The organism is Ruegeria sp. CDSC051, from assembly GCF_059610665.1.
Map to the genome: position 1 here is coordinate 75,595 of NZ_JBXWOC010000003.1, position 25,297 is coordinate 100,891.

Annotated in this window: 16 protein-coding genes and 2 pseudogenes; 12 read left to right on the plus strand and 6 right to left on the minus strand. The window is 54.5% G+C overall.

Translation table 11 applies throughout. The features are described from left to right. Positions 1 to 33 precede the first annotated feature (33 nt). The 4 genes and pseudogenes from AC2FH0_RS08615 (at position 34) to AC2FH0_RS08630 (ending at position 7,986) form a co-directional block, all read left to right on the plus strand. Positions 34 to 3,831, plus strand: a complete 3,798-nt coding sequence (locus tag AC2FH0_RS08615; RefSeq protein ID WP_496789078.1) for a hypothetical protein — start codon at positions 34 to 36, stop codon at positions 3,829 to 3,831. Between the two features lie 343 nt (positions 3,832 to 4,174). Then, a pseudogene (locus tag AC2FH0_RS08620) lies at positions 4,175 to 4,378 on the plus strand (IS6 family transposase); the annotation flags it as partial. A gap of 572 nt (positions 4,379 to 4,950) precedes the next feature. Beyond that, positions 4,951 to 7,011, plus strand: a complete 2,061-nt coding sequence (locus AC2FH0_RS08625; RefSeq protein ID WP_496789080.1) for an adenylate/guanylate cyclase domain-containing protein — start codon at positions 4,951 to 4,953, stop codon at positions 7,009 to 7,011. 513 nt (positions 7,012 to 7,524) lie between these two features. Beyond that, on the plus strand, positions 7,525 to 7,986 hold the full coding sequence (locus tag AC2FH0_RS08630) for a hypothetical protein (protein WP_496789081.1): 462 nt from the start codon (positions 7,525 to 7,527) through the stop codon (positions 7,984 to 7,986). 180 nt (positions 7,987 to 8,166) lie between these two features. Here AC2FH0_RS08630 and AC2FH0_RS08635 read toward each other — a convergent pair whose 3' ends face one another. From AC2FH0_RS08635 to AC2FH0_RS08645, 3 genes are all read right to left on the minus strand, one after another. Continuing rightward, on the minus strand, positions 8,167 to 9,243 hold the full coding sequence (locus AC2FH0_RS08635) for a DUF2652 domain-containing protein (RefSeq protein ID WP_496704066.1): 1,077 nt from the start codon (positions 9,241 to 9,243) through the stop codon (positions 8,167 to 8,169). 202 nt (positions 9,244 to 9,445) lie between these two features. After that, positions 9,446 to 9,859: an ester cyclase gene (locus tag AC2FH0_RS08640; protein WP_496704067.1), complete on the minus strand. Its 414-nt coding sequence runs from the start codon at positions 9,857 to 9,859 to the stop codon at positions 9,446 to 9,448. A 124-nt stretch (positions 9,860 to 9,983) separates the two neighbouring features. Then, a complete protein-coding gene (locus AC2FH0_RS08645; protein WP_496704068.1) occupies positions 9,984 to 10,514 on the minus strand; it encodes a TetR/AcrR family transcriptional regulator in 531 nt (176 codons plus the stop codon). Positions 10,515 to 11,244: 730 nt separating this feature from the next. On the opposite strand from AC2FH0_RS08645, the gene AC2FH0_RS08650 reads away from it, so the two are divergent. Next, the gene (locus AC2FH0_RS08650; protein WP_496789082.1) at positions 11,245 to 12,855 is read left to right on the plus strand and encodes an AMP-binding protein; all 1,611 of its coding nucleotides are present in this window, start codon (positions 11,245 to 11,247) and stop codon (positions 12,853 to 12,855) included. 211 nt (positions 12,856 to 13,066) lie between these two features. Here the strand turns inward: AC2FH0_RS08650 and AC2FH0_RS08655 are convergent. Beyond that, positions 13,067 to 13,696, minus strand: a pseudogene (locus tag AC2FH0_RS08655) (tyrosine-type recombinase/integrase); the annotation flags it as partial. Positions 13,697 to 13,841: 145 nt separating this feature from the next. Then, on the minus strand, positions 13,842 to 14,699 hold the full coding sequence (locus tag AC2FH0_RS08660) for a LysR substrate-binding domain-containing protein (protein WP_496789083.1): 858 nt from the start codon (positions 14,697 to 14,699) through the stop codon (positions 13,842 to 13,844). Between the two features lie 85 nt (positions 14,700 to 14,784). Between AC2FH0_RS08660 and AC2FH0_RS08665 the strand changes: the two genes are divergently transcribed. After that, the gene (locus AC2FH0_RS08665) at positions 14,785 to 15,807 is read left to right on the plus strand and encodes a permease (RefSeq protein WP_496691960.1); all 1,023 of its coding nucleotides are present in this window, start codon (positions 14,785 to 14,787) and stop codon (positions 15,805 to 15,807) included. A 425-nt stretch (positions 15,808 to 16,232) separates the two neighbouring features. Here AC2FH0_RS08665 and AC2FH0_RS08670 read toward each other — a convergent pair whose 3' ends face one another. Beyond that, entirely contained in the window at positions 16,233 to 17,456 is a 1,224-nt protein-coding gene (locus tag AC2FH0_RS08670) for an FAD-dependent monooxygenase (protein WP_496789085.1), read from the minus strand. A gap of 69 nt (positions 17,457 to 17,525) precedes the next feature. Here AC2FH0_RS08670 and AC2FH0_RS08675 point away from each other — a divergent pair, with 69 nt between their 5' ends. The 6 genes from AC2FH0_RS08675 (at position 17,526) to AC2FH0_RS08700 (ending at position 24,834) form a co-directional block, all read left to right on the plus strand. Further along, positions 17,526 to 18,197, plus strand: a complete 672-nt coding sequence (locus tag AC2FH0_RS08675; RefSeq protein WP_496701452.1) for a TetR/AcrR family transcriptional regulator — start codon at positions 17,526 to 17,528, stop codon at positions 18,195 to 18,197. A gap of 320 nt (positions 18,198 to 18,517) precedes the next feature. Continuing rightward, a complete protein-coding gene (locus AC2FH0_RS08680; protein ID WP_496789086.1) occupies positions 18,518 to 20,248 on the plus strand; it encodes a sensor histidine kinase in 1,731 nt (576 codons plus the stop codon). Next, entirely contained in the window at positions 20,245 to 21,585 is a 1,341-nt protein-coding gene (locus AC2FH0_RS08685; protein ID WP_496691965.1) for a sigma-54-dependent transcriptional regulator, read from the plus strand. Before AC2FH0_RS08680 ends, AC2FH0_RS08685 begins: the two co-directional genes overlap by 4 nt. 125 nt (positions 21,586 to 21,710) lie before the next feature. Next, the gene (dctP, locus tag AC2FH0_RS08690; RefSeq protein WP_496691966.1) at positions 21,711 to 22,721 is read left to right on the plus strand and encodes a TRAP transporter substrate-binding protein DctP; all 1,011 of its coding nucleotides are present in this window, start codon (positions 21,711 to 21,713) and stop codon (positions 22,719 to 22,721) included. 68 nt (positions 22,722 to 22,789) lie between these two features. Beyond that, entirely contained in the window at positions 22,790 to 23,422 is a 633-nt protein-coding gene (locus tag AC2FH0_RS08695; RefSeq protein WP_142637619.1) for a TRAP transporter small permease subunit, read from the plus strand. An 11-nt stretch (positions 23,423 to 23,433) separates the two neighbouring features. Then, complete coding sequence (locus tag AC2FH0_RS08700; protein WP_496701445.1) at positions 23,434 to 24,834, plus strand: TRAP transporter large permease; 1,401 nt, start codon at positions 23,434 to 23,436, stop codon at positions 24,832 to 24,834. The last annotated feature ends 463 nt before the right edge of the window (positions 24,835 to 25,297 follow it).

Sequence of the window (25,297 nt, forward strand, 5' to 3'; positions counted from 1 at the left end):
AGTTCATTTTTAAAACGGAGGCTTACTTTAGCTATGTCCAGTCTTATTCAATCTGTTTTCGGTCGTGTCACCCAACAGGAAAACGGTCAGCCCGTACACGGTATATTGGTCAAGATTCAGGCGGTATTTGGGGATGGCTGGCGCAAGCGAGACGGCTGTAAGATCGATCTTGGATGCGTCCTGACAGCCGCCGATGGCCGATTTGTGCTCATAGTGGATTCGTCGAAAATACCCGAAGACTGTCGATGTGCAGGTCCGATGGAATTGCGGATAAAGCTGCGCGACCGCGATGGCGTGCGCATCCATAAAGCCCGGCTCAAGATTGAGGATTGTTCCTGCACCGACGATATTAAAATCGACGTCGCCATCCCGGCAAAGAAGCTGGCGTGTCACCTGAGGCGCCCGTTAAGCTGGGCTGCACCGGATAAGCCGTTTTTGCCAGAAAGCGTTCTCGATGACATTGAGGAAGCGCTTGAGCTTGCGGATGCTGATCGGTTGCTGCGCAAGCGCACTCACTTCTTTGAGTGCATCCGCCCGACGCTTGCGATTTTTGACAACTCGCTTAGTGATGCCTGGAGTGTTCTGAACGGAGACGTCGCTGCCAAGGGGCGCTATGTGGATGTACTCAATGCTCTTTGTGCCACGTCGCCAACAGGCTGTGGCTGTGGCGGCGCATCCGGGGATGATGCAGGCGGTATCTTGCAGGACATTTTTTCCGACGACTGCAATGATGACAGCTGTAAGCCCATCAAATCCAAACCCAACCCGGTGTGCTGTTCCGACCATGTCTGCCCGACCGGTAAGTCCCTGATCGCTGACAAAGACATGAGCTTGATGGCCTTTGCGGCCATGCATGTATCCTGTGGTCACAGACCAACAATGATCAAATACGTCGGCGCGCTGCTTGAACAACGTTGCCGGTTCCAGGCGTTGACCGCGCTTCATGAAGCAGCTGTCAACCTGATCTGCAAGAAGCCGCACGCAAGGCGTCATTTTAAGGATCTGCTCGAATATGTGATGTGCATCTGCACCGGTCAAACCCCTTGTGGACAAGTGCCTTGCTGTCAAACTTGTGCCCGCCAGCCCATCCTGGATTGCATCACGGATGCATATAGAAACTGGTGCAGTATCGAATGCTACACCGTGACCAAGATCAACCCAGAGCGTGCCTGCCCCGGTGACATGGTGGCGATCTGCGGGTGCGGGTTTGGCGATATTGCGGGGCAAGTGCAGTTCACCCAGCATGGCACGATGAACCCCGGTCCGATCGCTGTGCCGACCTCGTGGTCAGACGAACGCATCTGCGTGATCGTCCCGTCCAGTGCAGGATGTGGTTTGGCGATCATTCCTCCGACCCAAACGATCAGCGTCTGCGATCGTTTCCTGGACTATCGAAAAAGCGGCACGATGTTGGCTGAGTTCGAAGGCACAAGCGCTGACATTCTCAAGTTTATCGTCAAAGGGCATCAGAACGACGACTGCCTGTTACCCGGCGAGGTTCTGAAAATCCGCTGGAAGGTCTGCGCCGCTGACTCAGTGACTGTGCGCATCGTCAATACAGACACCGGCGCTGCCATTGCGCAGATTTCACCGGCCCCCGATCTGGGACGCTGGGACTTCGATCAGACTGACTTCGACCAAACGACCCGAGTGCGGGTCGAAATCGTCGTGACCGGTAAATGTAAACCTCCTACAGTAAGTCAGGGCTTAGACCTCGTTTTCCAGAACCCGCCGGATCTATCCATCGACGGGGTCGAGGTAACGCAGGCGATACAGTATTTCCGAGCCAACCAGCATCTGACTGATCCAGCTGACCGCGGCCCGGACAACTCACTTCAACTTGTTGCCAATAAATCGGCCTGGGTGCGGACATATCTGCGCAGTGGACAGGATCCGAATTTCGATAATGGGCAGCTCGGCAATGTCAGTGGCAAACTTCAAGTGGAACGCCGGGTTGGTGGGATCTGGTCCACGGTGGCCAATATCGTTCCGTCCAATGCCCCGGTGACAGCGCAGGACAGTTTCTCGAGCTACGACGCAGAGAGACGCGACATTGATGCGACGCTGAACTTCATTATCCCTGCCAACGTGATGACCGGGCTCTTGCGCCTTTCTATCACTGTCTCGTCGCCAGACGATTGCTATGGAGGCAGCGGCACGGCCCAACAGCTTGTTGATGTCGATCTTGAGCAAGAGTTGCGCGTTGCAGCCGTCACAATTGGCTATAACGGTCCACCGATGGGCGGCGGCGCCAATATTACCTTGCCTGCCCCTAACGCAGCGCAAGTTGCCGCTGATACCAGCTTTGCCCTTCGGGTTTTCCCGGTAGGCAGTACGCCCAACGTGCGGATCATCGACAGTCAGACAACAACACAAGGTCTGACAAACAACAATTTCCCAGCGGGGGGGTGCGATCCCAACTGGACGCCGATCCTGAATTTCGTGGCTAACGCGCGCACGAATGACGGTAATCAGGGCGATTGGCTTTACTATGGACTGGTCAATGCGGCGATCCCGCGCTCGCATGGCAATACAGGATGCGCCAGCGGCGGCAACGGCGCTGGCTTGTCCGGTAGCCCGGTCACGTTAGCGCATGAGTTGGGCCATCAGGCGGGTTTACCACATGCCCCATGTGGCACGGTCGGCACGCCGAACGCGAGCTACCCGCTTTACGAGCCTTACGATACCGGCATGACAACGACCGATAGCAATGGCAACACTGTCTATTCGGATGCGAGCATCGGCGAATACGGGCTCGACACAAATGACGGGACAATACACCGGCCGGCCAACAGTGAGGATCTGATGGGTTATTGCGGCCCCCGGTGGGTCTCGATCTTTACGCATAACTATATGCTGAACCGCGCCGAATTTGACCCGGTGGCGCTGGCAACGGGCGTGTCTGGCGGCAATTCGGTGGGGGCAGGCGCCATGGAAGTCGATCGGCAAGACCAGATGCGTCCTTTCGTGACGATCGTGGGTGAGGTCGGCAAAGACATGCAGGTCTCGGTCGCAAGCCTCGTACGGGTTCCAACCCGGCCCTTGCGGATGTCTGGCGCGCGTACCGATCTAGTTTTGCAGTTGATCGGGGACAAGGACGAGGTGATCTCATCTGCGCCGGTGTTCACAATGGATAATCACGACGCCAATGGCGATGGCTGCGGTTGCGGCGGAGGCGATAAAAAGGATCCGCCTAAACCGCCGTATAGTTTCATTGCGGCAATGGGCGATGTCGGCTCTGGAATTGCAATCCGCATCTGCCAAGGGGACGCAGTCATATGGGAGCGCAAGCGACCGACACGGCCGGTTAAATTGGCTTCGGCTGAAGCCAGCATTGGCAAGTCTGGTCTAAAGGTTTCCTGGAAAACGACCGGGGCCAAGCGTAGTTACGATCCCGATATTTGGCTGCAATGGTCTTCTGATGGTGAACGCTGGAACGGGCTCAGGGTTGGTGCGAGAGGTAACAGCGTAGAGATCGACCCCAACACCATTCCGGTCGACAAGGTTTGGATTAGGGTCCTTGCTCATGACGGTTACTTCACCGCAACGGCAGACACCAAGCAAGTTAAACTGCCACCAGCGCCACCCGAACTCGCCATTATTCACCCCTCTGAGGGGCAAGTGGTGCGCCCGGACCGACCGCTGCATCTCTGGGGTACATTCACTGGCCGCACCGAAGCAAAATCTGTTGAATGGTATCTGGACGGCAAGAAGGTCGCCAAAGATCTGGATGCTTGGATCGATGTACCCAAGCCAGGTGAGCATGTGGCGGAGCTGCGCGTCAAAGGCGCAAACCCGGTAACTGTCAAGTTTTCTACAGGAGCGCGCTAGATGGTTAGCTTCTTTGTGCTGAAAGGGAACTCGATCCAATGCTAGCATCCAGGGCTGACGCCTGAGATCTGGCAAGTGTTAGCCCACAACGCACCCTTCAGGTAGCAGCCGCCGCCGTTTAGAGATCAGATTAGATGTCGTTCGCCATTCCCTGGTGCGGTTTGTTTGCGCGACGGGTGAAAAACCAATGCTTTGCCCATTCGGCACAAAGGCCACGTTTATCAAGAAGCGCCCTTATATACTTGGATTAGTAGTTGGCGGTACTGGTTCTCAATAGACTTAATTATTCTGTCACTGGAGAAAACAATATTTTTGACCAGCCCAAAATTGACAGGAGCATCCGATGACGATCTCATTCAAAGGCTCGCATTTCCCAAAAGATGTGATCTTGCACGAGGTGTTTTTCTATCTGCGCTACTGAGTGTCGTATCGGGATCTGGAAGAAATCCTGGCTGAGCGCAGAGTTAAGGTTGATCACGCGACGCTGAACCGTTGGATCGTCAAATATGCGCCATTGATTGCCGACAAGGCACGTCGCCAGAAGCGAAACTGCGTCCACCTCTGCAACGCTCGATGGGATTGAAGTTGCGCAGATGATCAGAAAGGGTCAGTTCGGAGTCGGAATCTGCCCGTTCAAGCAGTTTGCGAACCAAACCGCTTGAACTTAGTAAATTCCAACCAGCCCTCACACTTCAGAGAATTTTGCGACAAAGCCGCTAAGATCATACCGAACTTGCGAATTCGGACCAACGGTGGCTCTTCCCGCAATATGCGGTCGGAAGGGCAGAGTAGATGAACGGCAGATTCCTTTCGCGAGCTGTTAGTTCGTAGACCTGCCGATTTTGTGGCTGCGGCGAATGTCTCCTTTGATGAGCTGCAGCGCAGTGGTGGGACAAATCTGCCAATGGCAGGTTCGGGCCGCCCGTTCATTTGCACACAGCGTCTGGAAAAATCGCAAAGGTCAGCTACAGTAGTCAATGTTCAAGCGCCCGCTTCAACACAATGCTTTGCTGCTACCTAACAGTTGCGTGAGATTTCGGGATAGGTCTAAAAAAGTTATGCCCTCCTAGCAATCTCAATTCAATACTGAAGAATATGAGTAATTTGGCGGAGATTTAAGTGCGACTTAGCGTGGGCATCGCTGTGTCAATTCTGGTGGCTGTGTCTATCGGAGTGTCGACCTTTATTGTCCATTCCCTATGGTGGACGACTGCGCGCGACAATAGCCGCATGCTTGCAGCTGAAATCAACGGCCAGATCGCGAACACTGTCCGCATCGAGGTGGGGGTGACGCTTAGGTCGGCCGAAGCCGCCTGGGCAGCCGTTCGCACGATCTTTGTCCAGAACGTCATCGCGACGCGACAGGCCGACAAGCGCGAGTTTGTTTTTCTGTCGCAACTGCAGGCGCAGCCGAATATCTCATGGATGTTCTTTGGCTGGCCCGATGGCAATTTTTTCGCGTCGCACCGTTTAGGTGACGGCGGGCTTGAGATGATTGAAATCGACAAGGGAATCCGCGATCGAATGCTGCGGAAGGATCGCTACATCTTTATCCCGGGTGACATTCAGTTCGAGGAGCGGGCCTTTACTGAAACATCCTATGATCCGCGCGAACATGCCTGGTTTGAAAACTTCATGGGGCTCAGCTCTGCGGGGTGGATCGAAACGCGCGACCTTCCGGATAGTAAAAAAACCGTTTACGCCTTTGCTGGTCCGATAGACGTTAACCGAACGCGGCAAGGTGTTCTGGCCGTTGCAATCGAAACGGATCGTTTGTCACGTTTTCTCGCCACGCTTGCGCCCGGCGAATTCGGCGCGGCATTTATTCTGAACGCTGACGGCAAAGTTATTGCGGTACCTGATGCAGAAGCGGATGAGATTACCCCGGCGCGAATGGGCGAAGGGAAGCTTTATGAAGTTGCCATGATCTCAGGCGAAAGGTTGTTGGCAGACCCCCAAGCGAATGCCCAGGGCACGTTAACGAAACGTGTCGTCATCGACGGCGTGCCTTATGCGGTGGCGCTGACGCCACTGGGGTTTTACGGCTGGCGCGTTGCCACGGTCATACCCGAAGCGGCGTTTCTGTCGAGCATCGATGAAGCGCTGATAAACTTGATATACGTTTTGATCGGTGTGGTAGTCGTCGCAACCGGGCTGGCGATCTGGCTGATCCGAAGCATTGTCGCAAATCCGTTGGCACGCATCGCCGAAGATCTTGGCAAAATCGAACGCTTTGACGTCGAACGCATTGAGCGCAGACCCTCCAGGCTGTCTGAGCTTGCCAATCTTTCTGCGGCAACCGCGAGCATGGCCGCTGGTTTGTCCGCTTTCCGAAAATACGTGCCCACCGATCTCGTGCGTATGCTGGTTGCTGAGGGCATCAAGATACAGCCGGGCGGAGAAATGAAACAGATCTCTGTGTTGTTTTGCGATGTAGCGGGTTTCACAGGGCTGTCCGAAAAACTTGGCCCAAATATTGTCCAGCTGATGGAGCCCTTCTTCAGCGCGGCCTCTGCGGCCATTACTCAAAATGGTGGGACGATCGACAAGTTTATTGGCGATGCCGTAATGGCGTTTTGGGGGGCACCGCGTAAAGATGCTAACCACGCTGAAAACGCCTGCCGCGCAGCGCTGGACCTTGTCGCTGCCGTGGCCGCGTCCGGAATCGAGGATGAAGCCGGCAACCCCCTACGCGTCAGGATCGGGGTGAACAGCGGCGAGGCTCTGGTCGGAAATATCGGATCAGAGCAGCGGTTGAACTACACCGCGATTGGTGATGTCGTGAACGTTGCCAGTCGGTTGGAAGGGGCCAACAAAGACTATGGAACGCTGATCCTGGTCGGGCCGGAAACGAGGCGACAGGCCGCTGACGCAATCGTGGTCCGTGAGTTGGACACGCTTACCGTGTTTGGACGTGTTGAAGAGCTGGTGGTCTACGAACTGATCGCGATGGCGGATGGGCGTGTTGGATCATTTGCCTGGATAGAGGCCTATGAACAGGGCCTTACACATTATCGGACAGGGCGGTTTGAAGAGGCCGTTGCCGCATTTGCGGCCGCAGACCAGGCGCGAAACGGAGACCCCGCCTCAGTCGCCATGATGACCCGCGCCCAAGACCTGTTAGACAGGCCGCCAAAGGAAGGTTGGCGTGCGGTTACTAGCACCAACAAGAACCAGTAGGTAACTTCCGTTTAAGTTAAGGGGCTTTGGGAAAGTCCGACAAGTCTTGTGTTGTATGTGCTCAGCGCGCCAGGGGCTTCGCTCTCGCAGCGAATGTCCGGAAAGTGGGTTACGACCGCAGCATCACCACGCTGTAGCCAATGTCCGGTTTGGGCCGTCTAGGAAAACGACCCTGTGGCTCTAAATTTCAAAAGCTTCCGCGATGGCCAATGTGTCCTCCAACTCTAGGCCAGGATACCGTACCGTCCTATCCAACTTTGTATGTCCAGGCAGAAGTCGCTTATTGCGCAGATTGTCAATGTTTCTGCAGATCTGAGTAACCTTGGTTCACCTCTTAGAATGCGTTCCGTTGGTGCTCGCCTCAAGGTCTATGGGCTTCATCCATTCCCGGACAATCCGCAAATACTGGCGGGTCGAGACGAGCGGGCGCTCATGAATGGCCGAAATTAACATGCCCGTCGTTTGCTAATGTCACTAATACTCTTAAGGTGAATGGAGCCTTAGGAGGCCTTAATGAAAAACCTAATTTTGATCTCGGTCTTGGCCGCTACTAGTACTGCGACCAGTGCCGAGGAGCAACGCATCGAGCTTAATAATTTCTATCCGCTTTCTCAGGAAAACTTTGACCTTGGTGATCATATTTTTCACATCGCCGACAACAAAGGAGGATTTGAAGTTATCGAAGGTCCTGTTGACGGCGGGCTTGCTCGATGCCTGGGATCGGGGTTCGGTTACCAAGATGGGACCAACTCAATCTCCGGAATATGCATTTTTGGTGAGGGCGAAGACACTTTCACGACGCGTTGGAAAGCAGGTGAAAAAGGCGCGGCAAACTCTTGGGAAATTATCGTCGGAACCGGGCGCTATGATGGGATGACTGGCGAGGGCATAGCCACGACGGACATTGTGTCGATGTACCAAGCACTACCTTTGAGGCGAACCCACATAGTAGGAACCGTGGAAATCCCTGAGTGAAATGTTGTCCCTGAGTTTATGACGGGTAGGGCCGTTGGATCGATCGTGGGAAGCAGGGCATGGGAAAACGTTACTGTTGCTCCAATGTTCGGTAGGTGATGGCGTCAGACATCATACACATCACAGAGAGCAGCATTTCGCGGTTGCCGACGCAATGTAAGCCGTCCCAACAAAGCGCTCTTACTTCGAGGCCTTGAGTTGTTCGTCCAGATCAGAGAACGATGCGGCCCAGAATTCTGCCAGGAACGCTGAAACCTCCTGTTCTGAGATTTCCGACCTATTGCCTTCGGCATCCGTCGCTTGACCCATTGTGTATCGCATGTCGGTGCCAGAGTTCGTTTGCGTCAGCTGATATGTCTCGGGCAAGCTCACCCCGGTGCGCGCCGGATCCTGGATGCAGGTCGAGAAATAGTCGAACGGTTCCCAATCAGTGATGCGATAGAAAAAGTCCGCCAATTCGTGAGAGCAATGATATTCCGACCCGTTGCTGAGGCGCCCTTGCGGGCTGTCGACGGTGATATCCTGAACACGGTTCATCCATTTCAGCTTTAGTTCAGGCGCGACCAACGCCTCCCAGACGACTGCAATTGGAGCATCGAAATGATGGCTGAAGGTCCAAACTCCGTCTTCCTTGGTCAAAAAATGGCGCTCGCGGTTGGCACGCAAACGTTCCCAAGATTTAGCCAAATCGTAGACCTTCATCGAAACCTCGCCAAAATGTTCGATGTCCTGTGAAAACGGTTCCACTATGCCTTTGATATCCATGGCGTTTGCAGCGGCCTCGCTAAACAGCGCGTAACTGCGTACACCGGTGGCTTCAACAACGTTCGTCTTGGCCATTCGGTGGACCAGAACAACGTCGGCGCCGGAAAAGTCTTTTACCGGGCCAAGTTGCATTTCTTCGAACTGGCCATGATGGGTGATAACCTTCAAATCCAGCCCTCCGACATTGGCACACGCGTTGCAGGTACAGGTTGTGTTGGCAATTATGTCCTGCCGACGAAGAGCAAATGCGTTGTAGAGATTCTCGCAGATGGTCAGGAAGGTCTCGCCGGAGGGGAAATCCTGCCGGGTTGAATATGCCAGAACGGCATCGCCTTCGGTTTTCCAGAAATGGAGCGGATCACCCACCTGTTCGACCAGTACGCCCAGCAAGGAATGCAAAATCGGATTAGCGTGATCCATTTCCGAAGTGGTCAAAAATTGTGTGTAGCCGGAAATGTCGGCGATCAACAGATATCCAGTTTGTGTTGACATGGCACGCTCCCCAAAAGAGTGTTTGGCGCGGTTATTTTGACCTACAAAGGGTTCAAAACCACTTTGGGTCCAAATGCGCCATAGACGGTCATCATGGTGTGTAGGCTGGAGCTCAGACGCAAAGTTGCCGGTGAGAGCCAGAAGTGGTTACCAAGTTCCCGCAATACAGCCCCTAAATGGCGCCGCCGCTATAGCGACGTCACTACGCCCATCCGAGTTGTTTTAGAGAGTGCCCATCATTCCAGATTTTGGTCATTCGGGCGATCTTATCACCTTCAAATTCCATAACGTAGGCATAGTTGGTTGCGATTTCTTTGCCGGTGGCAGGAACTGGTCCACCTTCACCGGTTTGTTTGCCGCTGAATACTGCTGTGGCCGTTACGATGTTGCGTTCGTGATCAGTCGAGAATGAGGTGATGTCGTAATTGCCATCTGGGATTGGGGTCAAAATTCCCGCCGTCCAGGCTGTATAATCTTCGATTGTCGTGATATCGGCCAATGCGTCGGCTTCGCATGTAAAAGTGGCACCGTCCTGACAGTATGTCTTGCAGACGTTCCAGCCTTTGCCTGTTTCGCATGCATCAAAGAAGGCCATAGCCGTTTCGGAAATACTCATCGTGTTTCTCCTATCCCTGTTTTACTAACGTCCAGCGCGTAGTCGCCTTCAACTCCATCTGGATGGGATAGTTTTAGAACATTTATTTTAAAAAATCAATTTTAAAATAAATAGGGGATGAAATTCACTCGCGAATTTCCCTCATGATCAAGTCGTAAAAGTTTGGTATCACGCGCTTTTTTTCGTCGTGCCGCCCATACAAGACGGTCCCGTGAACGCAAAAAACCACAAAGCTCGCAAGCTGCGCCGTGTCCTTCTCCGCCCCGATATCTCCATCCGCCTGGGCATTACGAAGAGCAGTTTCAACCAATGACTCGACTTCTGCGCAGAACGCGCCCACCTGTTCAGCGGCCTCAGGACTTATCACATGTTTCTGCGCAAGGTGGTTCATCATCAGGCAGCCCTTGTATTCCGACTTGGCGGCCCCCAAAAAAACGTTTCGGAGAAACATTTCGACGCCCTCTAAGTTAGGGTTGTCGATCAGAATACGATAGCGCGGCCCGATAACATGATCGCGGTAATGATCCAAAGCTGCTGAAAACAATCCTTCCTTGTCTCCAAACTCCTTGTACATGCTGGCCGTGTTCAGCCCGGTTTCGCGGACAACGTCACTTATCGATGCAGCTTTGTAGCCGTTCTGCCAAAAAACACCCATGGCTTTTTCAACTACAGCTTCGCGTGAATATGATCTTGGTCTACCCATCGGAGCATATTAAAATGATCATTTAAAAATCGCAACACGTACCGTCTGAGCAAGATCATGAAAAACCGTTACGCAGGGTAGAATCTTCGTGAACTGCCACGTTTTGCATGGTGCGCTCTTAATTTCCAACTCGCAGGCAAGTAGTTGACTTGTTATTGCTCCGTGTAGCGAGAATGCTCCCGCGTTTTCACAAATCGATGTCAGTATTGACCGCCTTTTTTTATTGTTCAAACCAACTGCAGAAAATGCGCGGCTCAATTTTCGCATCCCAGCGCGGCCTTCAATGACCGGTTCGATGAAATTCGCTGAGAGGCAAAGTTCCGATGGTCGAACGAGCCTGCCCTGACCTAGACCATTTGCACGAGCAATGCTGCATGATTTACAGCCTGGTCGCGTATCCCCGAAAATGTGAATCCTGACGCGTTTAGGTTTCTCTGTAACGAGCGTCGGCTCACTCCCATTTCATCTGTCATGCATTGGACCGTTGCCCTACCGTCTCGTGCCAAATCGAGCTTTGGTTCGGGACTGAATGGACCACTCGTGGCGCGCAGATGTTCGCGTAATCTCCAACGTGGAAATTCGACCTATTTGAGTGCAAGGTAATTTAGGGCTGCATTTGGAGGAATACGTTTTGATGGAATCGAATTCTGACTCTGGGACTTCCCCAGAATACTCCAAAGCGGTGGAGAAATTTGATCTGGACGTCGCGAAGTCTGTCTTTTTCGGTAATTTCAGCGACGGGATCAATGCATGCGTAGAATGTTGTGATGTCCATTTGCAGGGCAATCCCCTGGCTTTGAACTGGATTGCATTGGACGGGCACTATGAGACCCGCGACTTTAGACAGTTGCGCGATGAAGCTGCACGCTTCGCCAACTTGCTGAAAGAACAAGGTATCCAACCCGGTGACATCGTGGCGGGTCTGTTTCCGCGCACCCCGGATCTTGTGACGGTTGTTCTTGGCGCCCTCCGAGCTGGCGCTGCCTATCAACCTTTGTTTACAGCCTTTGGGCCCAAGGCCATTCAGGACCGTTTGACCATGAGCGGCGCGAAGATGGTTGTGACTGACGCCGCGAACCGCAAAAAGCTCAACGAAGTGGAAGGTTGCCCGCCTGTCGCGATGATTGCTGACACGCGACAAGAGGTTGTTGGGGGAGACATTGATTTCCGCCGGGCAATGGCCTCGCAATCGCCTGAGTTCGTCCCGGTATTGCGGAACGGCGATGACCTGATGTTCATGATGGCGACATCTGGAACTACAGGTCCCGCAAAAGGAGTTCCCGTGCCCCTAAAAGCTCTGCCTGCCTTTAGATCTTACATGATCGAAGGGATCGGTCTGCGGCATGAGGATGTTTTCTGGAACATTGCCGATCCGGGCTGGGCCTATGGTCTATACTATGCGTTGATCGGCCCGCTACTATTGGGTCATGCAACCACTCTGGTCGAGGGGCCATTCACAGTGGACAGTACATATGACGTGATTTCGAGATTGAATGTGACTAACTTTGCAGGCGCGCCCACTGCGTTTCGACTAATCATCGCCGCCGGAACCGAGCGCGCGTCACAGCTGCGCGATCAGATCCGGTGCATCAGCAGCGCAGGCGAGCCGCTAAACCCCGAAGTCATCCGCTGGTTCGAGACCGAACTGAATGCGCCGATCAAAGATCACTATGGGCAGACCGAAACGGGTATGCTGGTGAATAATCATCACGGGCTCGAACATCCGGTCCGTCCGGGATCGGCCGGCTATGTTATGCCGGGATACAGGGTCGAGGTTCTGGCCGAGGATGGCAGCATCGCTGATTTCAATGAGCCTGGTCAATTGGCCGTCAACACCGAGGATTCACCTCTCTTGTTCTTTAGCGGCTACCTGAACAAGGGCAACAAATCGATCGAGAACGGATACTATCTTACCGGGGACACGGTGGAGCGGGACGAACACGGATGTATTACTTTCGTAGGGCGGAACGACGACGTTATCACCTCTTCGGGTTACCGCATCGGACCGTTTGACGTTGAAAGCGCTCTGATTGAACACCCTTCTGTGACGGAGGCGGCAGTCGTAGGCGTGCCGGACAAGGAACGGACCGAAATAGTGAAAGCGGTGGTCGTACTGGCGGAAGGCACAGAAGGTAATGAGGAGTTAGCTGCAGAGCTGAAGGATTATGTAAAACAGCGCCTTTCTGCACACGCCTATCCTCGGCTTATCGAATTCGTTGAAGAACTGCCAAAGACACCCAGCGGCAAAATTCAAAGGTTCCTGCTTCGAGAAGCGAGTGTCGGCGCCACTTGATCTAGCCTCTCGAAGGCAAGCTTCGTCGTTCAACTACATGGCAATTCTGCTGGACAGCAACCGGCAGCTTCGTCCCGCGTTCTGTGAGTTCGCTTGTGTTGAGATATTGCTGTCGTAGCGAATGACCGCAAAGTGGGCTGCAACCGCAGCATCGTGAAGACATGTCGAGTGACCGGTAAGGGCCGACCGTGTAGGCGGCCCAGAGATGTTTGATTTCAATAGCTTCATCAATGGCCAAGGCACCCTCAAGTTCAACGCCAAGATACCTGACTGTACTGTTCATCTTTGTGTGCCCGAACAGAAGCTGAACGGCGCGAAAGTTGCCAGTCTTCTTGTAGATCTGAGTGACTTTCGTTCGCCGCATCGAATGCGTGCCCTATGCACTGACTTCCAGTCCGATCGACGTGACCCAGTCCCGAACAATCCACGCATATTGACGTGGCGATATGTGAAGGCGCTCATGAGAACAGCCTAGCCAAAGATACTCTGATCCGACCATCAATTCGTATTCCATCCATTTCTCGACGGATGTGTGGGTGCCATCCGATATCTCAAACCGAACTGACTTCTGCGTCTTGTTCTGCAGCACTGAGGCGCGTTCCCTGATCTGGCCTGACGCCAGCACATCCAATACTTTCATCTTCACAAGGTCGCAGCGGCGAAGCTTGCTGTCGATTGCCATATTGAACAGAGCAAGATCACGATGGTTCTCTGCCAATTCAAGCCGCACCCGGATTGCCCAGCCATGCTTAGGTTTCAGTGGCCGCTTCTGACCGACAATGCGGCCCTTGTTCCAGGCTGGCCGAAGTGCGCGAATGGCAGGTAAGTTTGGTATTTCCATGACTAATCCTCCGATCCGCCATGCCCTCCCAAAACGACAACCCGACGTTGACACAAACGTCATACCACAGGATGCCGCGCCGCCTCCGATGTCAGGAACCGAGTCCGACCTGCCCATTTGACAGAACGCAGCGAAAGTCAGTTTTTTATGGCTTGGCCATAAATGCGGCTCGGATCGCCTCCTTCATAGCGTCTTGAGGCCCTTGTTCTTTCGGCTTGCTGGATGCCATCACCAGCTTGGAGGCAGGTGTGTTTCCGAAGTCCAATGCGTCGTTCACCACCGATAGACCTGCGTGAAGCGACGAGCGACCAAGTAGACCTACTGCAATCCCAGCCTCAACCGCTGCGATCACGCCAGAGACGCTCTGGCTGGAATATACAAGGCGATATGGCTCTCCGCGGGCTTGCAATGAACTGACTGCCGCGTCGCGCCACCAGCACGCATGATCGAATAGGGCCACCGGAAGGCTTTCATCGATCTGAAAATTCCGGCGCGCCGACGACACCCAACAAGTTGGGTCTTCATAAAGAACTTCCTCTTGGCTGGACGGGTTTTCGACCTCATAGACCGCAAGGTCCAGCGAACCTTTGTCGAGGGCCTCGGGAAAACTTGTGCTCAGGGCGCAGGTGACATCCAGTTCGACTTTTGGGTGATGACGGGTGAAGGACGCAATGATCTCGGCGAGTTTGGTTCGCCCGTGATCGTCGGGTATCCCCAAACGTAGTTTCCCGCTTACAGTGTTCTGGGAAATCTCCCGTAGTGCCGCGTCGAGACGTGCCGTCACCTCCTGCGCGACTGGAAATAGCTTTCGTCCCGTGTCGCTCAGGACCACCCCGCGGCCATGTCGGTCAAAGACCGGCTGACCAAGAATCCCTTCAAGGCGCTTGATTTGAAGGCTTGTTGCGGACTGCGACCGGTGGATACGAGCGGCGCCTTCTGTGACGCTTCCGGCATCAGCCACGGCGACGAAGGTTCGCAAAAGATCGCTATCCAGGTTTTCCATTTGTTTTTCCAATATCGGAAATTGAAACTATGCGTTTCACAGATGCCTCGCGCCGCACTATTTTTCAAGGTCAGAGGAGTATCCCATGTCCGATCAAACCGACTCCGACCGACCATCCAACTGGAAACCCCTGATATGGGGCCTGTCTCTGCTGATGTTGGCGGGCGTCGGTCTTGTCTGGCCGGAACACGCCGCAAACGCAGCAAGGTTCGTCTTATGGGGTCTAATTGTCGTTGCCCCCATTGTCATTCCGGGCATAGTTCTAGCAGCTTGGATCATCGCCAGCGGCGCGGATACCCATATCGCTGGCGCGTTCGAGGGCAGGACGTTGCGAACGGTTTTGGCTGCATCGCTCATCGGAGCCATCACGCCGGTCTGCGGTGTGACGGTGCTGCCCTTAATGGCCGGATTGCTGGCAGCGGGCGTGCCACTCGCTCCGATCATGGCATTCTGGCTGTCCTCCCCAATAACTGATCCGGCGATGCTCGCGACAACAGCCGCGACACTGGGTTTGAGCTTTGCGATCGGCAAAACACTTGCAGCTTTCGGATTAGGCGTATTCGGGGGCGTGATCACAGGGCTATTCGCCAAGACACCTTGGGCAATGAGCGCGCTTCGAGACAATGGTCTTGCGCGCCAACTGAGTGCCGCACGATGCGGCAGGGATCAACCCTTTGATCCATGGGTATGGCGGTCTGAGGCACGAAGGCATTCTTTCAGCAGACAGTTCTGGGCGACCACGCGGCTGATCCTGACCTGCCTGATCCCGGCATTTGCCGCCGAGTATGCCTTAAACGCCGCACTGACGCCGGGCGCACTGGCAGCATATGTTGGCGAAGACAAATGGTGGGCCATACCCGCCGCTGTCTTTGTCGGTGCCCCGGCCTATATCGACGGTTACGCTGCGCTCCCGCTGACACGCGGGTTGATCGACAACGGCATGTCCGAAGGCGCGGCGATGGCTTTCCTTGTCTCGGGCGGTGTTGTCAGCATCTGGGGTGCGATGGCCATTGCACCAGTGCTCAGATTTAAACCGTTCATGCTCTATCTGTTGCTTGCAATTCTGGGGTCGCTCGGGGCGGGGTATGTCTTTGGGTGGATTGTCTGAGATTCAGCGTTAACGGGAAGCAGACGTTCAGCAACCGGCAGCTTCGTCCGCACTGTGTGAATTGATCGTTCCAGCCTCGCTGCGCGCTGCACCAATGGCCGGTTTCATCGCCGCGTCACAGCGCCAGATTTCGAGCGCAATGTTGTGGGTTTTGCGCCTGAAGCGAACGGCAGAAATGCGGGCTGCGACCGCAGTATCGTTATCGTATACTGTATGTCCGGAAGGGGCCGTGATCCGCGCGCATAGTCCTCGCCGCCAATATGCTGCGGCGACGCCGGGGGCTGCAAGAAGCCTAGACTGTCGAGTCATCATCGAAAAGCGGGCGCCCGCCTTGTGGACTATGGGCGATAAACGCTTAAGAAGATCCGCTGTATCAAGTTTCTAAGGCTGCTCAAAATTGGACCAGTCATGCCCGCCACTTCGGCTCACGCTTCCTCACCGAAGAGATAGAGCTTGTCACCTGACAGGATCGCAGAGTGCAGATCCTCAAAATCCTTTGGCGACATATCCTCCCAATTAGGGGTTTCAACAACCTGTAGCTGGCCAATACGTCGGCCAATTTGACTGAGGGTTTTTGCTTGCTCGCATCGTTGGGCGTCGTAGCTTTTGAGCAGGTCAGGTAAATCTTTGGCTGCGACCGCAAGCATTTCCAGCGCCAGCGCGTCTTCTAATGCCTTTGTAGCCCCGCTTGCGGTGTGCGGGCGGGTCATTGTTCCTGCATCGCCAATCAGTAGCGTTCTTTTGCTGACATAGGTATCGACGATGCTGTCATAGATCGGCTGTATCGACACGTCTTTGTGGCGGGTTTGGGCGAGGAGGCTGCGAATGGCGGGTGGAAAGTGATCGTTCAACAGCATCTGAAGCTCGGCGAACGCCGCCATCGTGACACTGCCTGGGGGAATAGATTCGACGCCGTTCAACGGTTGTGCTTCAGGACAGGATGCGTACACTGCCCAATTCACACGGCGTTGCCCGGTCGCGGCGCTGCCGTCAAAATTCGGGATCATGTAAAGGACTCCGTGTCCGCCCGAAAAAGGGACAGTCAACCAGGCCGTCTCTTTGTCGATCGCCTCAATCAAATGGGTGTCGGCACACTCTGCCTCAGGATAATTCCCGCGCCACAGCACATAGCCTGCGTAGTCCGTTTCGATTTGGGGATGCATCCTTTGGCGCACCGCAGAGTTGTATCCATCCGCGCCTATGAGAAGATCAAAGTCTCGCGTCTCACCGTCCTGGAAGGTCACTGTGACGCCATTTGCAGTCTCTGTGAAATCCAAGAGCATCTTGCCCTCGTGATAGATGTCATCGGAGACTGTTTCCCGCAGCGCACGCCATAGGTTCCCCCAGTTATTGGCGAAGGCGGGGGTCGCTTGGGTCCACAAGCGCTTTCCGTCACGACTTCCATCGGGAACCTGCCACCAATGCGATTTCATCTCGCAACTTGGGAAATTCTTAGGAAGATATCCCTTGTCCATAAGCGTGGCGCGTAGAGGGCCCGGAATGCCGATGCCGGACCCGCGGTCCATCAGCCCTTTTGAGGATCGTTCGAACACGTCCACATTGCAGCCAGCTCGGGTCAACGCTGTTGCTGCAGCGCAGCCTGCGATGCTGCCACCGATCACTCCAACTTGCAAACCTTCCAGACTCATGCATTCCTCCCAAGTCGAACTTATATAACTTTACCTTGTATATTTAATTATACAATGTAAAATAAAGAAATGCACAAACCCACTAAGCGATCAAAAAAAACAAACAAACGCCGTGACTTAACGGTGGACAAAATTGTTGAAGCGTCCCTTGTCGTTTTGAAGTCAAGCGACCCATCCGCACTGACAATGCGGCGCGTGGCAGAAGAATGCGGTGTTTCAGCCATGGCGATCTATCATCATATCGACGACAAGAACCAACTCGCCACCCTCGCAGTTGATAGCCTCTTTCTTGCAGCCGCGCAGGGTCTGCGAATAGGGGAAGATTGGAGAGACCGCTTACTCGATTTTTTGGAGGAGGTTCGAAAGCGGCTATTGGAAACACCTGGTGCGGGCATGATCTTTGTCCGCCAGGCTATCATCGGCCCCGGAACCGCTACCACGACAGAGCTGATGTTTGAATGTCTCAGGGCGGGTGGATTCAGCGGTAGGGCCATCGCCGAAGCGAGTGACGCAATTACCATGCTACTCATCGGATCGATCGCCAACGATCTCACCCGGCCACCGCAGATACGTGAGGAGTTGGGCAAGCAACTCGCGCCCGAGGATACCCCGATATTACAAAAGAACATGCAAACCTATGCAACCAGAGACGGCGGCGAACGGTTCATGCTTGCTATAGGCTGGATTCTTGATGGGGTCACTCAAGCGGATGCAACAGGATCCAGAACCAAAACCTTATAAGCCGATCTTGACCTTTGGTTTTTGGTCGGCAACTCCGTCCTTCACACCTTAGACCGACCTGTGCTCTCAGCGTGTCCCGTGAATGTCCGGAATGCGGGCTGCGACCGCAGCATGTCGGTTGGCTGCTGGATGTCGGCTCTGGGCCGAGTCTGCTTGCGCAATGCACATAGTTGTTTCGGCGGGTTCGTTCATTGCTTCGCGTTCTCAAATTACTCGGTCATTCTTGTTTGGCCTGAACATCCAAATATCGGATTAGAACTCTTGGGATGGACGGCTAAAACCTACTGTGATCCTATGCTGTCGCAGTTCATGGGCATTCAATGCGATCAGCTTCGTATATTGTAGGTATTTTGGTAGCCAGTGCCGCCAGCATTGGCCTTTATTTGGTTTCTTACCAGTACTTCGTTTCGGAGGAGCTTTCGAAAGCTCAGGGCCGGCTCTCTCTCTACCAAAGTTCGGTAAACAGCGAACTCGAACGATTTTCCCACCTCACATATGTGCTGTCACAGGATTCCTTTGTAATTGGAACAGCCGAAGGAGACGGCACCGGAGCTTTAAACCGACGCCTTGAGGATTTTGCGGAGCGGGCGGAGCTGGATGCTATCTACCTGATGGACGAAGACGGGATCACGATTTCCGCATCGAACTACCGCAACACAGAGAGCTTTGTTGGCCAGAACTACGCTTTCCGCCCGTATTTCCAAAGTGCCATTTCTGGCAAACAGGGCCGCTTCTATGCCATCGGGGCGACGACTGGTCTGCCAGGATACTTCATCGCCAACGCAGTGCTTGACGACCAGGGAGATTCAACTGGCGTCATAGCGATTAAGATCGATTTCTCTAATCTTCAGGATAGTTGGAAAAACTCGGGCGAACAGGTTCTTTTGGCCAATGAAGACGGTGTCGTTCTGCTTTCTTCGAACTCGGATTGGCAATATCGCGCGTTGACGCCATTGTCAGAACCACAGCGAGAGCGAATTCGAAACGCCCGGCAGTTTCCGGGGCAAGCCTTAGATGCGTTGGATTGGGTTGAGTTGCCGGGAGATCAGGCCAGAATTGTGGGGACGAAGCGCTTGCATCTTGCAGCAACGGATTTGCCTCATGGCTGGTCGCTTCACTATTTTGCAAGTGACGATCAGGCTGTAGCGCGCAGTTGGCTTGTAACTGCAGTTTTTGTCCTCTTGGCGGGGCTCACATTTATCTTCTTCCAGATACAACGTGCGAGACGTGTAAGCGCTGCCTTGGCGCGGTCCGAAGAGGAAGAAGCAATGCTGCGCGAAGCAAATGAAAGGCTTGCCATCGAAATCGACGACCGCAAAACCGCCGAGCGGAGCCTCAAACGCACCCAGGGCGAGTTGGAGCGCGCAAGCCGACTGGCCGCTCTTGGGCAACTATCCGCGTCGGTCACGCATGAGCTGGGCCAGCCCATCGCGGCGATGCGCAATCATCTGGTGGCTGCAGAGATTTCATCTTCCGGTGAAACCAAGCTGCCACAAAAAATCGGCAACCTGGTTGACAGAATGGAAGGGATCACACGCCAGTTACGGTTTTTTGCACGGTCGGAGAGTGAGGCGTTCGACGACGTAGACTTACGCACTTCGGTTAATGCCGCGTTGGCTCTGGTTGCCCCAAACATCGAACAGGGCAAGGTGAAAATCTCAATTGATGCGTCGACTGGTCCGGCGTTTATCCGGGGCAGTGCCCTGCGGATCGAACAGGTCATCACAAATCTTTTGCGCAATGCCATAGATGCTACGGATGAAGCGGATGCGCCTGAAATCCATATCGCTGTCATGGCTTCTGATGATGAGGTCGTGTTGGAAATTCAAGACAACGGTCACGGGTTGGGCGAGGCAACGCTGGCAGAGTTGCAAGAGCCATTTGTAACCACAAGAGAGAGCGGGAGAGGCATGGGCTTGGGACTGGCCATTTCCACCAGCATTGTCAAAGATCACGATGGCACAATGACGGCCAGAAATCGAAATGGCGGCGGAACAATTTTCCGTGTCACCTTCCCGATAGCCTCAAATACTGACGAAACGGACGAATGAACCTGCAGCAACCCTTCAAAGTTTTGGTCGTTGATGATGACAAATCGATGCGACAATCTCTTGTCGAGTTGCTCGAAGCCGCCGACTGGACTGTCAGCGCCTTGCCACGTGCGACTCAGGTGACGGAGCATCTGGCTAACGCCTCGCCCGATGTCATTCTGTCCGATGTGCGTATGCCCGGCATGTCGGGACTTGAATTGCTGGCCAGCCTGGACAGGCATGTGGCGCCTCCGGTCGTACTGATTTCGGCGCATGGTGACATCCCGATGGCCGTTCAGGCCATACAGGACGGGGCGTATGGGTTCATCGAAAAGCCATATGAACCACGGCGATTGCTTACGGTGCTGAGGCACGCGGCTGAACAAAACCGAATGCGAAAAAGCAATGCCCGCCTCAAAGACCGGCTGTTCAAACTGTCAGGCCTTGACCGCATCCTGCTGGGACAAACAGACGCCATTACAGACTTGCGACAAGATGTACTTGATCTTGCTGATACTTCGGTTGCGGTTTTGTTGCAGGGGGATACCGGCACCGGGAAAGAGCTGGTTGCCCATGCTTTACATGATTTGGGTCGCTCGCCGGAGGCACCGTTTCTGGCGTTGAATTGCGCCGCATTGTCTGCCGATACGTTTGAAGCGGAAATGTTCGGCGTCGCGGGTGAATCCGACGGAAGGCTTGTGGCGGCATCGGGTGGGACCTTGTTTCTGGATGAAATCTGCTCGTGCCCACCAGCGGCGCAGGCCAAGCTACTGAGGGTCATCGAAGATCAGCAGGTGCTGCCGGTGGGGGCTGTGTCGCCAGTGCCAGTAAGCTTCAGGGTCGTGTCAGCAACCAACGAGGACATTGTATTGGCAGCCGAGGAAGGCCGCCTGCGTAAGGACCTTTTGTTTCGACTGAATACTGTTGTCCTGTCTTTACCTCCGCTACGTCAAAGACGGGATGATCTGGTTCTGTTGGCAACGCATTTCTTGAACGAATACGCGCAGATTTATGAGATAGACGCACCAGAACTCGATCAGGACGATTTGGCTGCTCTGCTTGCACATGATTGGCCCGGCAATGTGCGTGAATTGCGCCATGTCTGCGAACGGCGCATTTTGGCGGCCCGGCGCGGAGGAGGGTCAGTGGCGCAGGCGATCCAAAGCGATCAGCATTTCGACGATGTGCCGGATACGCTACGCGAAGCGGTTGCTGCTTTTGAACGCGAGCTCATCGGCAAAGCCGTCAAGGCGCATAAAGGCCGCATGGATGCCGCCGCCGAAGCGCTTGGGATTGGCCGCCGGACGCTCAACGAAAAGATTGTTAAACTTGGTCTCGATAAAGAGGCGCTGTTGTAGGAGAAATCACTCTGCGGATATCCGCAGGGACTCCGAAACTTCACGCGCATTTTCCTTCATAGGCAGGCTGCCGTGCATCCTGAATACTCTGCCCAAACACATTGCGTGATCTGGGAGGAGCCATTATGCGCAAACATCTTAACCGGGCGGCCATTGCCGCCCTGTCGCTGACCGTTGCATCCGAGGCACTGGCTGTCGAATGGAACGTATCCCTGTGGGGCAAGCGTCGTGCTTTCACAGAGCATGTCGAAAAGCTGGCTGAACTGGTGAACGAAAAGACCAACGGGGAGTTTACCCTGAACATCAGTTATGGTGGCCTGTCGAAGAACAAAGAAAACCTCGATGGGATTTCGATTGGCGCGTTTGAAATGGCCCAGTTCTGCGCTGGCTATCACCGCGACAAGAACCCCTCGATCACTGTCTTGGAACTGCCGTTTCTGGGCGTGACATCCCTTGAACAGGAAATTGACCTGTCGATGGCCGTTTATCAACATCCAGCCGTTGTCGAGGATCTGGCCCGCTGGGACGCGACTCTGCTGATGCCGTCTCCGCTACCGCAGTACAACCTTGTCGGGGTAGGTGACGCGCCGAAATCTCTGACCGATTTTGAAGGTCTGAGTGTGCGCGCCACCGGCGGTATAGGTAAAGCGATGGAGACGGTCGGCGCAGTTCCGACTTCGATGTCCGCATCCGAAGTACGTCAGGCAATGGACAGCGGCATCGTCAAAGCCGTCAGCTTTGCACCACACGCCCATATGTCCTTTGGCACTATTGAGAACGGTACGTGGTGGACGACGAACCTGAACCCCGGAACAGTCAACTGCCCGGTCGTCGTGAATACTCTGGCACTGGAAGATCTGTCCGATGAACATCGTAAAGCTCTGCTGGGGTCGATAGACGAAGCGCTGGATCACTACGTTTCCCAATACCAGACCAAAACGATGGAAGCTTGGGGCCCCGAGCTGGATCAACGCGGCATCGAACGGGTCACGTTCAGCGATGAAGAAATCGCGGCATTCAAAGAGGCCGCCGCCGCACCCGCAGCAGAAGCCTGGATTGCGGAAAACACCGAACGCGGTCTTCCGGCGCAAGAGCTCTATGACCTCGTGACCGGCAAGATCGCCAACGGTAGCTAATCCACTCACCACCCGACGTCGGCCAAGCTGGCGTCGGGTGCCTATTCCCCTGATAGCGGAGCACAACGATGGCCGGGTCATCCCTGGTGCTGTCCGACGACAGCCGTCTCAGCATTCTCGATCAACATCTCTACAAACTGGAGAGCTTTCTGGCTTTGATCAGCGGTCTTGCGGTTTTCTCTCTGATGGTCATGGCCGTTGTCTCCGTCGGTGGTCGGAACATCGCCAATGCGCCGCTTCCCGGGTATGTCGACTGGATTGAACAGGCCATGCCGTTGATTGCCTTCATGGGGATATCTTATGCGCAGCGCGATGGCGGCCACATCCGAATGGACATGTTCGTTGGTGCACTTAAAGGCCGAACGCTCTATATCGTTGAATTCGTGACAACCGCCGTCATTCTGGCGCTGATCGTCTTGCTGATCTGGGGGAGCTGGGCGCACTTCGCGCGCAGTTTCGACTATGGTGCCCCACTGTGGAGCCGCGACAGTTCCATTGACATCAGTATCCCGCTGTGGCCCGCCAAGCTGTTGGCACCCGTCGCCTTCAGCGTGCTTTGCATAAGGCTCTTTCTGCAGCTCTGTGCCTACGGTCGTGCGATTCGCCATCCTGACCAGCCGCCTATCGCCGTCCCGTTGATTCCCGATGCCGCCACCCAGGCTGCAATGGAAGCCGAGCATGTCTCGGGCCACGACAACTGAGGTAAATTCTGATGGAACCCATTGAAATTGGTCTGATCGTCTCGGGCGGAATGCTTGTTCTTGTGGTGCTGGGTATGCGTGTGGCATTTGCTGCCGCAACGGCCGGAATGGTTGGCCTGATCTGGATCTTCTGGGCCAAGTTTGGGTACGACCCGGCGCGGTTCGGCAAGGCTGTGACTGTGGCCGTCAAAACAGCGGGGCAGGTGCCGCATTCCAAGATTTCGAGCCAGGCGCTGAGCCTTATCCCGACCTTCATCCTGATTGGCTACCTCGCCTACTACGCGGGCCTGACCAAAGCACTGTTCGAGGCCGCCAAGCGATGGCTGGCATGGGTTCCTGGCGGGCTGGCGGTTTCGACCGTTTTCGCGACCGCCGGGTTCGCTGCGGTTTCAGGAGCCTCGGTTGCCACATCCGCCGTTTTCGCCCGCATCGCCATCCCCGAGATGCTGAAGATCGGCTACGACAAGCGCTTTGCTGCAGGTGTCGTCGCTGCAGGCGGCACATTGGCGTCGCTCATCCCTCCTTCGGCCATTTTGGTCATCTACGCGATCATCGTGGAGCAAGACGTGGGCAAACTGCTTTTAGCCGGTTTCATTCCGGGCATGTTCTCTGCTTTGATCTATGGCTTGCTGATCATTGGCATGGCTGTTGTGATCAAAGACTTTGGCCCCCCAGTCTCAGGCTTTACATGGAAAGAGCGTTTCATGTCTCTTCCGCCTGCATTGCCTATCTTGTTTGTCGTCGTGACGATTATCTTCTTTGTCTACAACCCATTCGGAGGCGATGCTTGGGGCACGCCAACCGAGGGTGGCGCAATCGGTGCCTTCGTTGTCTTTCTGATGGCGCTTTACCAGGGCATGCGCTGGTCCGAACTTAAAGACGCGTTGCTGGAGACAGCCAAGCTGAGCGTCATGATCTTTACCATCATCTGGGGCGTGCTGGTCTATGTTCGTTTTCTGGGTTTTGCCGAACTACCCAGCGCGTTCTCCGACTGGATCACCTCGCTTGAGATGTCACCAATGCTCATTCTGATCTGTATCCTGCTGGCTTATGCTGTACTGGGCATGTTCATGGATGCGATAGGTATGCTGCTGCTGACGTTGCCCGTAGTTTACCCAGCCGTCATGGCGTTGAACGGTGGTGAAGCGGTAAGTGCGACCGATAGTACCTTTGGAATGTCCGGCCCGATGTGTGCCATCTGGTTTGGCATTCTGGTAGTCAAAATGGCCGAGTTTTGCCTGATCACCCCACCTATCGGGCTGAATTGCTTTGTAGTGGCTGGCGTGCGTGATGACCTAAGCGTTCAGGATGTTTTTAAAGGTGTAACGCCTTTCTTTCTGGCGGATGCAGCGACGATCGCAATGCTCGTTGCGTTCCCTGCTATCGTTCTGTGGCTTCCTGGACAGGTTTGAATTGCAGGGGATGATTTTTGAGCGCGGTTTGCCGGTGCGGCTTAGACAAAGATGCAAGATGCGTGCCATTCATGAATAAGCAACGGCGACCAAAAGCATAGATAGCTGGCGTCATTATCTGTTCAGTCGTGTAAAGGCGTGTCGACTGATTTGGGCCGTCCGCATGATCAGCTATTGGTGGGGCAGGGGACCTTTCTGCAACGGCACCGGAGCCTGTTGTGAGCCCAAAGCAGAATCTTGAGAGATAGTGGAAAGAGCACTCCGCCGTCACCACGGCGAAGTGCTGAATAGTGTGTGTTTAGCTGCCTTTCGTCGAGCGTGCGAAATCCTGTAGAACGGTAACTCACGGTCTGCAGGGCTAAGCCGCCACTCGCCGCACCGTCCACTAAGAAGCGCTGCGCGAACTTTGCGGACCCTGGAACAGCCTTTGACACAACAATTTGGAACGTCGCAGTTAACCGCG